The organism is Tissierellales bacterium, from assembly GCA_025210965.1.
Taxonomy (GTDB): domain Bacteria; phylum Bacillota; class Clostridia; order Tissierellales; family JAOAQY01; genus JAOAQY01.
Genome location: JAOAQY010000190.1, coordinates 1 through 12,573 on the forward strand (window position 1 = coordinate 1; position 12,573 = coordinate 12,573).

Consider the following 12,573-nt stretch of genomic DNA (forward strand, 5'->3'; position numbering starts at 1 on the left):
CATGAATTACCTCTCCCATAGCGGCAGCATCTTCTTCAACCTTTTTCTTATACGCCTCGTTGTTTTTCACTGGAGATTTAAAACGGAATTCAGTTCCCTTTGCCTCTGCATTTATACTCACTGGTTCTTTAAGTTTTTGTCCAAACATGTTGAAGAAATGAGCACCCGACCAATCGTTATACGATAAAACCGCTATATCTTGAACTGGTCCAATATCCGTAACATAAGTATTATTGCAGCTAAATGTAGTCAAGCTAGGCAGTTCACTGACAAAGCTCACATCCGTTATATCATTTGCCTCTATACTCAAATACTCTAATTTCTTTAAAGTTGTCAAAGTATCCACATTTAGTGGAGCAAATCCACCATTTATATCCCTGCTGCAATAATGCATATCAATCCACTTCAAATTAGTAAGACCCGCTAGCGGACTCACATCTATGATTCCCGAATTATTGTAAATATTTAGATGCTCAAGCTCTTTCATATTTTTTAGTGGAGATACATCCGTTATCATATTTCTAGTAAGCTCTAGCCATTTAAGCTTAGTTGCTCCTGCTAGTGGAGAAAGATCTGATATTTTGTTCTCTCTTAAATCTACCCATTCCAAATTTTTAGCGTATTCAAGACCAGTTAAATCGTCAATACCACGATATAATGTGTTATCTTTTCCTTTTTGATACTCAATGACAGTTCCGTCTAACTTCTTTAAATTCAACATATCTTCAATCGTAATTACAGCATCTTCATCACGATCTAGTGACTTATTTATAGCCCTCTTCAGATACACGTTCTTTATATTTACTTCTTGCTTTGTTGGTACAGTTGGTGTAGTAGTTTGACTTGATGAACTTCCGCCACTGTGAATGTTTGAATCTACAACCTCGCTAGTGCTTAGTACTTTACCGCTTTCATCTTTAACCACTATTTCATGTTTCTTTTTACCTTCTAATTTTTTTATATTTGCATTTTTCTTTTTAACCATTTTAAATGGCTTATCAGCAATCAAACTAGCTACATCTACAGATAAATCTATATCAGCATTTTCCATTTCTACTTTTAACTTAGATATTTGCTTATCTCCTTCTACAACTATCTTAGCCTTTGTTTTTATATCCAATACTTCTACATCACCATCATTTTGAAAACCAATTCCATTAGGGTCTTCTACCACTACTTCTGATAGCGATCCTTTATTTACAAATTTAGCTCCATTTATATCTTGTATTATCGTAGTACCATCTATCTTTGTATTTTCATCTACCACAAATTCTACATTTTTAGTATTTATTATTAAATTTCCCTCAAGTACTGAATTTTCAGAACCTTTTATGCTCATATTTCCCTCTGATTCAGTATTTATAACTATATCTCCCTTGAGTTTATGTCCATTCAAATCCAAATCAACTGCTTGATTTATTCCAAGAGATTCTGATTCCAAATCCAAATCAGACATCAATTTTATAGACCCTACATGCTTATTATTTATAAGCTGCTGTAAATCTTCCTTATATTCAATATTCGCATTTCCCTTTTCACTATCAAAACTAGAAAATTCAATAATATTTCCGTTATTATCATAAAGATCTACTTTCCCAATAGATGTCTTCTCATCATCAGTTATTTCCATGTCACCATCAACTCTTAAATATTTATTATCTGTGAATTCTCCCAGATTATAGTAAATATCATCCGAACTCATAATGGCATCATTTATTTCATCTCTCAGCCCTTGCAATTCTAAATCTTTTACTTCAAACGCCTTGTCCCCAATCACCACCATATCACTAGGCATAGCAAACGACCCCGTACTACTTATAAGCATACTAGCTACTAGCGAAAGTGATACTATTTTTTTTGAATTTTTCATACCCTTCTCTCCCCATAAAAATTAGTAGACGCAATTAAGTAATTTTAATCGCGTCTACTAATTGTAATCTTTCACTAATCTTTTTTTCAACAATTATGTAAAATTACTATTATTTGTATTTTTCTATTAATTTAGCTTATAACAAAAAATGCCTTGGTCTTAAAAATGAGACCAAGGCATCTACCCACTAATAACTATTCTGTTACTTCTTCTTTTGCGCCATCCTGTTTCGCTTCATTATATATCTTTACTGCCGCATCTAATTCCGATGCTGCCGCTGTTACTTTTTCTGCTGTAGTTACTTTATCTTTCGCTGTTATATCTACTTTCATTACAACTTACGGTACTACTAAGTCACTAGATTTTCAAATAGCATTTATATTTATAACATGTTCCTTTTGATTTTCTGTTACTTCTAAATTATCAGCAGCATCTAAAAATTCCCTATTTGCGTAATTTTCAAAAAATATTTCTATACCTTAATACTAATAATCTCATTTATATAGACGTGATAATCAAATTGTAGTAAAATCATTTGGGGCTTATACACAATAGTACTGAAAAAGGGGAGAATATCAATGAAATCTAGAAGTATCAGATTCAAAATTATGGGTACAATTTGCATCATATTGACATTAGTATTCTGCATATTAAGTTTTATAGTAACTAAAAGAGCTAAAGAAATAGTAGTAGAAAGGGAAAATCTTGAAATATCAAACTTTGCCTACGAATACAGCGTTCTGGTCAAAGATAAACTAGAAAACGCCTACAACACAACAAAAGCACTCGCAAGCAGTGTAGAGGGTTTAGCTAGAAACGATGTCTTGGTTAGAACCGAACTAAACAATATTCAGAAATCAATACTAGAAGATGATGATGCCATAAATGCCATATGGATTCTTGGCGAGACAAATGCTATAGATGGCAGAGATAGCGAATTAGCTGGGCAAGAAGGTGAACTCAACTCAGGAAGATATGTCACGTTCTTCGCAAAAGATGATGGCATAGTTTCAAAAATAGAATTAGATAAAAACATGGAACCATCGCCCTACTTCTACGACATGAAAAAAAACAGAGACGCTATAGCAAGAGCACCGTATCTTGACAATGTCAACAATAGAAATGTGTTTGTAACTAGTCTAGTATATCCTATAGAAACAAATGGTAAATTTATAGGAGTCGCTGGTATAGATATGTATCTAGATACATTTCAAGATTTTGTAATGAAACTTGTAAATGAAAAAAGTGATGTAAATATCAAACTACTATCCTACGATGGACAATACATAGCTAGTTCTGATGAATCACTATTTGGAACCACACTAAATGATGAGAAATTAGAACTATTGAAAAAAATAGTTAAATCAGAAAAAGACTATGAAGACACAGCCTTCTCTGATTATTTTAAAGAAGATGTAACAAGAAAGATAAAGCCAATACTAGTGGGTGAAATAAAAACACCTTGGATTCTCGTAGTAGAAACTCCGTTATCAAATATAAGTCGTGAAATAAATTCTATAAATACAAATCTAATAATCGTAATGATATTTGCACTAATAGGAATGTTAGCAGCACTATTTTTTACAATTAAGCAGATTACAACTCCGCTAAATGCTACCGTTTCTCACCTTAAAACTATAGCATCTGGAGATTTCACAAATGATATTCCTGCATCACTCACAAATAGACGAGACGAATTCGGAGAACTAGGCTCCGCTGTGGGAAAAATGCAAAATGATATAAAACACACTCTATCAAACATAAAAAATTCATTTGAAAGAGTAGAGAAATCTACACAAGAAGTTGCAGATATGACCGAAGTTTCTCACGATATAACATCAAAAATAACCACCAGCATACAGCAAATATCAGCTAGTATAGTAGAACAAGCTAATGACACAGAAACTATATCTGAAAAATCGAACGGTCTTGGTAGCAAAATAGAAGATTCTAGTAACATAATATCTGAAATAGTAGACATATCATCTAATACATCTGAATTAACCCAAAAGGGAATGCATATCATGAAATTGCTAGATGAAAAAACTGAGGAAAGTAACAATAAAACAAAAGAAGTAAATTCAGTTATCAAAGAAACAAACCAATACGCAAACAATGCCGAAGATATAATATCTCTCATAGATAGCGTTGCTGAACAAACCAATCTACTCGCTTTAAATGCAAGTATAGAAGCTGCTCGTGCTGGCGAAGCAGGAAAAGGCTTTGCAGTAGTTGCAGATGAAATAAGAAAACTATCAGTTGAAACATCATCTGCTACAAATGAAATAAAGGAAATTCTCACAAACATACAATTAAAATCAAACAAAGCTACTACTACTATGAGTGATTTTGAAAATATCATTGATGCACAAAACGAAACAATAGCCTCAACTGATAAAATATTTCATCAAACAGCAAAGCAATTAGAATTATTCATACAAAAAATAAATACAGCAAAAAATCATACAGATAAAATTTACATCGACAAAGACGACATAATAGATGCTATAACTACAGTATCTGCTGTAACAGAAGAAACTGCTGCTAGCTCTGAAGAAATATCAAATGCCGCCTACAAACAATCATCTCATCTAGAAGATATCGTAAATAACATGAGTGAAATGAAATCTTTAATCTATGAATTAGAAAAAGATATAAAAAAATTCAAGATATAATAATTTTTAATAGGCCTATTCAGGCCTATTAATTTAATTTATAATATAATAGTAATCATGTTTCTGTATTTTCGTATTTTTTGTAAAACGTAACCTAATATGTGCATTAACTCCGCTATTTGTATAGACATGGGATTTGAGTTATAGTAAAATCTTTCTAAGGTTGATCTCTTCTACTAATCACACTACAAAGATAACTATATAATTCCAAAGCAATAAATTTAGAAAACAGAATCTTATCGTAGATTTAGTAATTTAATTGATACTTAATCACGATTCATTCATTTTGCCTTCTGTATTATGAATCTTTACTATATAATTACATTGGGGGGCTAGGTACTAAATTTCGAGCGGCTCATTTGAAAGGAGTATCTAAAATCATGAAATTAGGTGAAAAAATACGAGCTATTAGACTAAATAGGGGTATCAAACAAGTCGAATTAGCAAAATTAGCAGAGATATCTAATTCATATCTATCTGATATAGAAATGTGTAGAGTATCTCCATCAATGAAAACTTTGAAAAAACTTGGAAATGCGTTGTGCGTTGACTTACCTATTCTTACAGATCACACCATTTTAACAGCAAATGAACTCATAAATTCCATAAGCGAAAACAGACTGCAATTTGTTTTTTCAGGTATATACGATGGGCTTGTTCTTGCTAATTTAGAAAAAGAAATAATTGATGTAAATGACAACTTCTGTACATTCACCGGCTGGAAAAAATCAGAATTAATAAGCAAAAGAGCAACAAAGTACATTTCGAACATGAATATTTGGAAAGTAAATGACCTAATAAACAACGATGATTTAAAGAAAATCATCATATACGAAGACTTATTTAATGTAGAGCTACGAGAACCTGTCCAATTCCGCATAAATCTCCAAAAAATTCATGTAAACGGAAAAACCTTTATATTTGCTCTATTTGAAGTATTGGAAACAAAACATCAAGAAATATTCTGGAAAAAGACAGCATTTTAATGATAAAAAATAAGGATTCTATCATAGTAGAATTCACCACTAAAAATAGATGTAGTCTAAAACTTCAATTGAAGTTTTAGACTACATCTATTTTTAAACTACTTCCACTTTAGAAAAAGTATATAATTTAATCCCCAATAATTCTTATCTCACAATCCATATCTCCAAGTACTATATTCCAAGTACGTCTTTCACAGTATAGAGTCCTGCCTGTTTGCCCTTCAAATACATAGCTGATTCACAAGCGCCCTGAGCAAAACACTCCCAATTGTGAGCATGATGGGTAATCTCAAGTCTCTCTCCCATCAAACCAAACATGACAGTGTGGCTACTAGATATATCGCCTGCTCTAAGTGAGTGATACCCTATACTTCCGCTCTCTCGCTCCGATGTTCTTCCATAACTAGCTATATCCGATATATCCTGACTAAGCGCCTTAGCTATGACCTCTCCCATCTCCTTAGCAGTACCACTTGGAGCATCTTTTTTGTTTTTATCGTGCATATCAACTATCTCGATATCAGCTACATCGCCAATAGCTTTAGCCGTTATCTCCAATAATTTATACATCAAATTCACAACTCTAGATGTATTCGCAGCATATACTAAAGGTATCTGTTTAGAAATCTCCTCTATTCTACCCATTTGCTCTTTAGAAAAACCTGTCGTTCCGCACACAAATGATTTTCCATGCCTTAAAGCAATTTCCATCATCTCCATAGAACACTCTGCCGCCGTATAATCTACTATCACATCACATTCATCTATTATATTCTCAATATCGTCCACCACTACAGCACCTGTGCGCTCACCTATAGATGCCACTTCCCCTACATCTCTTCCAATATACTCTCTCCCCCTTGGGCCAACTGCTCCTACCAAACTCATATTTTCTCTTTCATGAACTATTCTAGCTATCAACTTTCCCATTTTACCCGCTGGGCCAATTACTATTGTTCTCAAAATATTCCCTCCCCATATATTCTATTCCAATCTGAAACTCCCAGCGTCTAAAGACGTGGGGTTCTCAGGTATTATAACTTCCTTTATACTGTAATAGTTCTATATATAGAGATTATATTCCTCTAGTCTTTTTACAAAATATAATTTTAGCTAACAAAAAACACAGTAGAATCTCTAAATCATAAATCCAACGACAACTACCCCTATCACGCACGCTATCATTGCCATCTTTAACTTCCTATTTGAACTCTCAAGCCTGTTGATCGCTGAAAATAGCTCTCTATTTTTGTTATTTGAATTTACCGTTCTCTCAATAGACATTTGCTTATTTACTATACTATTTATAGTTTTCAAAACATTATCTTCGCTACGTTTGCCCCCTATTTTATCGGATTTTTCTATATGCTCGCTCAAATCATACATATCCAAAATCAGAACTCTATTGTCATTTATAGATTTCGATATTATAAGCCCTGCTTCTTCTAATAAATTCGTAACTTTCATATAATCTTTTTGAGTCAAAAATCTTCTGTAAATATCAAATGTCAAATACTCATTTCCCTTTCTAAGTTCATCTATATCAAATTTTCCCCTAAACAAATATTCCCATTCATCATCCCTTATTGCACCTAACTCTATACCACAAGTGCTCTTGTGCGAACTACTTTTTATGATACTCTTTTTTAATTGACTCATAATTCTCCTCCTCTCTAGTTTACCAAATACACTATGTACACATCTCCCCTTCATGGGGACTGTCTATTTAAAAAATATATTCTCTATTGACTCCTCAAAAAACTCTGCAATCTTTCTCGCCTCTTCTATCGTAAAATTCCGATCGCCCTTTTCCTTTCTTGCGTAAGCATTCGGCGATGAATATCCCAATAATTTAGACATCTGTTTTAATGTAAACCCCTTTTTGCATCTCAACTCTCTTAAATGCTCATACATACAATTCTCTCCTCCCTATTCCCCATTATGGGGTTTTCTTTTGTTTATATTATATAGCTATAATTTAATAACGTCAACACCAGTTTCCCCGTATTGGGTATTTTTTACTTTTTTCTTGATTTCCCATTATGGGCACTATAGAATTATAGTGAGGGGGGATTTTATGTTTGCCAAAAGACTTAGACTATTGAGAACTGAATTGGGTTTGACTCAAAAAGAGCTTGCTGACAAGTTAAATATAAGAAATACTGCTATTTCAAAATATGAACTCGGCGAACGAGAGCCCGATATAGAAACCCTTGCTTTTCTATCAAATTTATTTGATGTTTCCGTTGACTATCTAATAGGCAAATCAGATGAGCGAAACCACGACAAACCATCTATGACTATCAAGCGATACAATTTAGTTGAAGGCGTAGAAGAACTGCCTCAAGAAGCCATCGATCAAATAGATGAATACATAAGACTATTGAAACTAAAATACAAAAATGAAAACAAAGGCAACAACTAAAACGTCATTTTGTGAATCAACTTCAATACTCAACAACTTATCCCCATAAGTTTTATATTCTTGAACTTTATAATTATATTATAGTTCAAGTCTTTTGAATTATCAAGTCTTTTTTGAGCATGAGTACAAGATTTGTAAATTCTAATCTCTTTAATTTGCTTTTGTTGTATAATAATATTAGTTTAAAAACCTTGAACTGGAGGCAATATGTCAAATTTACCTGAGAGAATAAAATTATTAAGAAAAGAGAAAAAACTAACTCAATCTGAATTTGGTAAAATATTTGGAATAGCAAAATCAACTGTTTCCATGTACGAAAATGGAAATAGCTCTCCAGATGATGAACTCAAAATCAAAATAGCCGATCACTTCAATGTATCTGTAGACTATCTTCTAGGTAGAACAGATGAGAGAGGCGGATTTAAATACTCAGCATCAGAGAAAAAATCATTTGCCCTAAAAGAAAACTTCGGCGAATTGCCACAGGAAGCTTTAGATCAAATAGACGAATACATCAGATTTTTGAAATTTAAATACAAAGATAAATAATACACGAAAGAATAACTTTGGAATTAAACAAAAAAATAATGCAAAGAATAATGCCGTGGATAAAATTCAGCTAAGAACTGAATTTCATCCACGGCATTTAATATTTCATGGCATATCCTTCACTAGAGTACTATTGCTCTAGAGGGAATTCTTCTTCCGATTCCACATCTATATAATTTTCAAACCTAACAGCATCTACGCTCATAGTAAGTCTTCCAACTAAATTCCCAGCTTCATATACCTGTCCTTCTTTTGTACCATCCGATTTAAAATTAAATACCACACTATAATCACTATGTTCTCCTGTACCGTTTGCAGTTACAGTCCCTGCTACCGCTCTACCAAGAACATCAAATTCATCTAATGCAATATTCACATCAAATGTCATCAATCCAAGCTCTGGATGAGTAAAATATATAGTTCCATATCCAGTTTGAGTAGTATAAACTGGCAATTGACCAGCTCCAAGTATATTAAAACCTCTCTGTTCATATACTGTTCCAGTTATAGAACCTGTAAGCTCAGCTTCTATATCCATTCTACCAAAACTATCTGACGCAGTAGGTGCTTTGCTATAAAACCACCCGTTCTTATTAGATGCATCAAACGCCGCTAATACCGTCTCTGGTAATTGTTGTGCCGATGCAATACTTGACCTAAACTGAGTTACAACCTGCGATTCTATATCACTTGCAACCGTCCAAACTTGATAATCTAAAAGAGATGTAAGCGTCTGTCTTTTGGCACTAAGTTTATCCCATACATTGGTATTCCAGCCTTCAGGATTAGCTAATTCCATAGCCAATAGCGGATTGGTTATAGCCGATTGCAATACACTGTCAAATTGACTCTGTCCCTGAAGTATCATGTCAGATGGTATAGAACTTATACCACTTAGCAGTTCTGGAGTAATAGTCGCCCCGCCCTTGTTTGCAAAAGTAACCTGTGGATTGGCCGCCGCTGGACACGCTCCAGGTGGTGCTGGCATGACTCCACCTGCTGGTAGAGGATTCGTAAACTCAGAAGGTATGTCTATACCTGCAATATTTTGATTCACAACATTAGTCTTGATTAAATCACTTACAGTAGTTTTGATAGCTATAGTAGTAGAAGGTTCTAACGCAGCTTCAAAATCATCTTTCGCCATCTCCATACTCTGAGTTTTAAGCTCTGTTTCAGCCATTTTGGCAACATTTTCGTCATAATGATTATTAAGCAAATCAAAATTATATACAAACTCATCCATATTCTCTGCTAATTTCAAATTATTATTCACATCTCCACTAGATATCACAAAATCCATTTTTATATCAGATTTCAAATCAAGCCCACTCTGTGATTTGAGCCCAGTAATATAAAGTGTATACGTCTTTCCAAGCTCATAATTAGCCTCTGGTTTCACCATAATCTTTTTGAGCGTATCATCTAATTCGCTGATAATCGTAACATTATCACCATTTGAATTCTTCACATAAATACTTTCACTAGATACACTACTTTCGTCCACCGTCTTAGAAAATACTACAGTCCAAACTTTCGCTGAATCTACACCAGATTTTTGCTCCCACTCCGTCCAGCTCTCCTCTGCACCCACACTTATACTCCCAAACAAACACAAAAAAACAGACAATACTACTAAAAAAGCACAAACCTTTCCCCTTTTCTCAAACATAACAAACTACCCCTCCTTCAAAATAGAATATAACTGCTAGTTCCTATTATGTTTATACCCAGTTGATTTCGGGTAAACAATTTTGATTTTTGGGGTAGGTTGCACTTATTTGAACTACCACTATGCTAAATACATAGCGTTTTTAGTCTGTGAACTATAAAAAATCTAAAACGTAAACTCTTCAGCAGGCTGCCCTGACATCAACTTCATGTAACTAGCATTTCCATGTTCTAAATAGAACACTTTAAGTACTGGATTATCAGCTGTTTGATATCCTTTTTTTACTAAAGGAGCATTATCTATAACCATTTGCTTCTCAGCTATTTCTTCAGTAAACTTTATTTCTCCACTTATCCTTACAATACTGAAATCATCAGTAGTCACCACAAATTCTATATACGGATTTTCTTCAAGCTGAGCATATGCCTTCTTAGCACTTGAAGTAGTAAAATAAAACTTACCATCTTTTATCAAATGTACATGCTGTGGTCGTGCATGCGGCCTATTATCTTTTGATGTAGCCAAAACACCTGATCTATTTTTTTCCAAAAATTTAATTACCTTTTCCATTTTGCAACACTCCCTATATATTTATTTTTAAAACTTAATTACCATCATTCAACAAATTTCCAAGTAATAACTTTAAACTCTCTCGAATATTTCTCAGTTCTTCTATACTAAGTCCTGTATGACAAAATGCCTCTTGTGGAATTACTATAGCTTGTTTTTTCATATCAATACCTTTCATCGTAAGTTTGATATAAACATTTCTTTCATCATCTTTGTGCCTAGTTCTCGTAACTAATCCAAGCTCTTCTAATTTCTTTAATACCGGTGTTAATGTATTAGATCCTAAATACAACTTTGCTCCAAGATCCTTTACCATAATATTATCTTCTTCCCATAGTGCTAACAATGCAATATACTGCGTATATGTTATGCCAAATTGATTCAATATAGGAGTATATTTCTTAATTATTTCTTTTGAACATGAATATAATGCAAAACAAAGTTGATTATCCAACTTTAAAATATCATCGTTCAACAGCCTCACCCTTTCAATCGCGCTCGATTTAATCTTGTACGTATTTTATCACAAATACTTTTTTCTTTCAACTGCTTTTCTCTATTTTTAATTATCTTTTTTCCTTATCGATATTCACTTGTCATTAATTTATTTTTAACTCATTGTCATTTTTCCTTTACTATGTTATAATCGGTTGGGATTTATATCAATTAATTTTTAAGGGAGGATAAAAATGAGTAACAAAAAAAGTTTTGGATTGATACCTAAATTACTTCTAGGTATCTTCATAGGTGTTTTACTAGGTCTATTTGTAAGTAAAGATGTAATGGCAATCATAACAACAATAAAAGAAATTCTAGGTTCTTTTATTTTCTTCACAGTTCCACTTGTAATATTTGGATTTATCACTCCAGCTATTACCGGGCTAAAAAACAACGCAAGCAAAATGCTTGGAACATTTCTAGGTATATCTTACCTATCTGCGGTAGGAGCCTCTTGTTTCTCTGCTATAGCTGGATATTTGCTCATACCTCACTTGCACATAGCTAGTCAGGCTGAATCACTAAAAGAACTTCCCAAAACAGCATTTGAACTGAGCTTACAACCAGTCATGCCCGTTATGACTGCTCTAGTTCTAGCTATATTGACAGGAATATCTGTCATATGGACCAAATCAGAAACAATGGAAAAACTCTTAAATGAAATGCAAAATATGATTCTCGCAATCGTGAACAAAATAGTCATTCCAATACTTCCATTTTTCATATCAGCAACATTTGCAGGTCTAGCATATACAGGTAGTTTGACAAAACAATTGCCAATATTTTTGAAAGTAATAGTATTGGTTCTAATAGGGCATTTCATATGGCTAGCAATACTTTACTCTATAGCTGGATTCATCTCCAAGACAAATCCACTAGAAGTTGCAAAACACTATGGTCCTGCTTATCTAACAGCAGTTGGAACTATGTCTAGTGCTGCTACACTACCAGTTTCACTAAAATGCGCACACAAATCTAAAACTCTAGTTCCAGAAGTAGTAGACTTCGCCATACCACTTGGTGCAACTACACATCTATGTGGTTCCGTTTTGACAGAAACATTCTTTTGCATGACCATATCTATGATACTATATGGATCACTGCCATCTGTTCCAACTATACTTCTATTCTCTGTACTATTTGGAATATTTGCCATAGGAGCTCCTGGAGTTCCAGGCGGAACAGTTATGGCATCCCTAGCTATAGTTACTAGTATATTGGGATTCGACCCATCTGGCGTAGGGCTCTTGATGGCAATATTTGCCCTTCAAGATAGCTTCGGTACAGCTTGTAATATAACTGGTGATGGAGCATTAGCTCTAATGCTA

The 12,573-nt window shown here is 33.6% G+C and carries 13 protein-coding genes; 5 read left to right on the plus strand and 8 right to left on the minus strand.

Annotated features, from left to right (window positions below; genetic code table 11):
- Positions 1–1,870: leucine-rich repeat domain-containing protein (locus tag N4A40_13820; protein ID MCT4662929.1), on the minus strand; the 1,870-nt coding region annotated here is incomplete at its 3' end.
- A 194-nt stretch (positions 1,871–2,064) separates the two neighbouring features.
- On the minus strand, positions 2,065–2,202 hold the full coding sequence (locus tag N4A40_13825) for a hypothetical protein (protein MCT4662930.1): 138 nt from the start codon (positions 2,200–2,202) through the stop codon (positions 2,065–2,067).
- Positions 2,203–2,448: 246 nt separating this feature from the next.
- On the opposite strand from N4A40_13825, the gene N4A40_13830 reads away from it, so the two are divergent.
- Positions 2,449–4,545 (plus strand): methyl-accepting chemotaxis protein, encoded by a 2,097-nt coding sequence (locus tag N4A40_13830; protein ID MCT4662931.1) that lies wholly within the window; start codon positions 2,449–2,451, stop codon positions 4,543–4,545.
- 380 nt (positions 4,546–4,925) lie between these two features.
- On the plus strand, positions 4,926–5,531 hold the full coding sequence (locus tag N4A40_13835) for a helix-turn-helix domain-containing protein (GenBank protein MCT4662932.1): 606 nt from the start codon (positions 4,926–4,928) through the stop codon (positions 5,529–5,531).
- A gap of 171 nt (positions 5,532–5,702) precedes the next feature.
- On the opposite strand, the gene dapB is transcribed toward N4A40_13835, so the two are convergent.
- The 3 genes from dapB to N4A40_13850 all read right to left on the minus strand — a co-directional run bounded on the left by dapB (position 5,703) and on the right by N4A40_13850 (position 7,445).
- Complete coding sequence (gene dapB, locus N4A40_13840) at positions 5,703–6,494, minus strand: 4-hydroxy-tetrahydrodipicolinate reductase (GenBank protein MCT4662933.1); 792 nt, start codon at positions 6,492–6,494, stop codon at positions 5,703–5,705.
- A 174-nt stretch (positions 6,495–6,668) separates the two neighbouring features.
- Positions 6,669–7,190: a hypothetical protein gene (locus N4A40_13845; GenBank protein MCT4662934.1), complete on the minus strand. Its 522-nt coding sequence runs from the start codon at positions 7,188–7,190 to the stop codon at positions 6,669–6,671.
- Between the two features lie 63 nt (positions 7,191–7,253).
- The gene (locus N4A40_13850) at positions 7,254–7,445 is read right to left on the minus strand and encodes a helix-turn-helix domain-containing protein (protein MCT4662935.1); all 192 of its coding nucleotides are present in this window, start codon (positions 7,443–7,445) and stop codon (positions 7,254–7,256) included.
- Positions 7,446–7,608: 163 nt separating this feature from the next.
- Here N4A40_13850 and N4A40_13855 point away from each other — a divergent pair, with 163 nt between their 5' ends.
- A complete protein-coding gene (locus N4A40_13855) occupies positions 7,609–7,956 on the plus strand; it encodes a helix-turn-helix domain-containing protein (protein MCT4662936.1) in 348 nt (115 codons plus the stop codon).
- Between the two features lie 207 nt (positions 7,957–8,163).
- Positions 8,164–8,505: a helix-turn-helix domain-containing protein gene (locus N4A40_13860; GenBank protein MCT4662937.1), complete on the plus strand. Its 342-nt coding sequence runs from the start codon at positions 8,164–8,166 to the stop codon at positions 8,503–8,505.
- 130 nt (positions 8,506–8,635) lie between these two features.
- On the opposite strand, the gene N4A40_13865 is transcribed toward N4A40_13860, so the two are convergent.
- The 3 genes from N4A40_13865 to N4A40_13875 form a co-directional block, all read right to left on the minus strand.
- Positions 8,636–10,177, minus strand: a complete 1,542-nt coding sequence (locus N4A40_13865) for an Ig-like domain-containing protein (protein MCT4662938.1) — start codon at positions 10,175–10,177, stop codon at positions 8,636–8,638.
- Between the two features lie 165 nt (positions 10,178–10,342).
- Positions 10,343–10,747, minus strand: a complete 405-nt coding sequence (locus N4A40_13870; GenBank protein ID MCT4662939.1) for a pyridoxamine 5'-phosphate oxidase family protein — start codon at positions 10,745–10,747, stop codon at positions 10,343–10,345.
- Positions 10,748–10,781: 34 nt separating this feature from the next.
- Positions 10,782–11,222, minus strand: a complete 441-nt coding sequence (locus N4A40_13875; GenBank protein ID MCT4662940.1) for a MarR family transcriptional regulator — start codon at positions 11,220–11,222, stop codon at positions 10,782–10,784.
- Positions 11,223–11,436: 214 nt separating this feature from the next.
- Here N4A40_13875 and N4A40_13880 point away from each other — a divergent pair.
- On the plus strand, positions 11,437–12,573 hold a 1,137-nt coding region (locus N4A40_13880; GenBank protein ID MCT4662941.1), incomplete at its 3' end, for a dicarboxylate/amino acid:cation symporter.

Excerpts from the sequence above, each read along its gene's own strand:
- N4A40_13825 (MCT4662930.1), bottom strand. The coding sequence starts at position 2,202 with ATGAAAGTAGATATAACAGCGAAAGATAAAGTAACTACAGCAGAAAAA.
- N4A40_13830 (MCT4662931.1), top strand. The coding sequence starts at position 2,449 with ATGAAATCTAGAAGTATCAGATTCAAAATTATGGGTACAATTTGCATC.
- N4A40_13835 (MCT4662932.1), top strand. The coding sequence starts at position 4,926 with ATGAAATTAGGTGAAAAAATACGAGCTATTAGACTAAATAGGGGTATC.
- N4A40_13845 (MCT4662934.1), bottom strand. The coding sequence starts at position 7,190 with ATGAGTCAATTAAAAAAGAGTATCATAAAAAGTAGTTCGCACAAGAGC.
- N4A40_13850 (MCT4662935.1), bottom strand. The coding sequence starts at position 7,445 with ATGTATGAGCATTTAAGAGAGTTGAGATGCAAAAAGGGGTTTACATTA.
- N4A40_13855 (MCT4662936.1), top strand. The coding sequence starts at position 7,609 with ATGTTTGCCAAAAGACTTAGACTATTGAGAACTGAATTGGGTTTGACT.
- N4A40_13860 (MCT4662937.1), top strand. The coding sequence starts at position 8,164 with ATGTCAAATTTACCTGAGAGAATAAAATTATTAAGAAAAGAGAAAAAA.
- N4A40_13865 (MCT4662938.1), bottom strand. The coding sequence starts at position 10,177 with ATGTTTGAGAAAAGGGGAAAGGTTTGTGCTTTTTTAGTAGTATTGTCT.
- N4A40_13870 (MCT4662939.1), bottom strand. The coding sequence starts at position 10,747 with ATGGAAAAGGTAATTAAATTTTTGGAAAAAAATAGATCAGGTGTTTTG.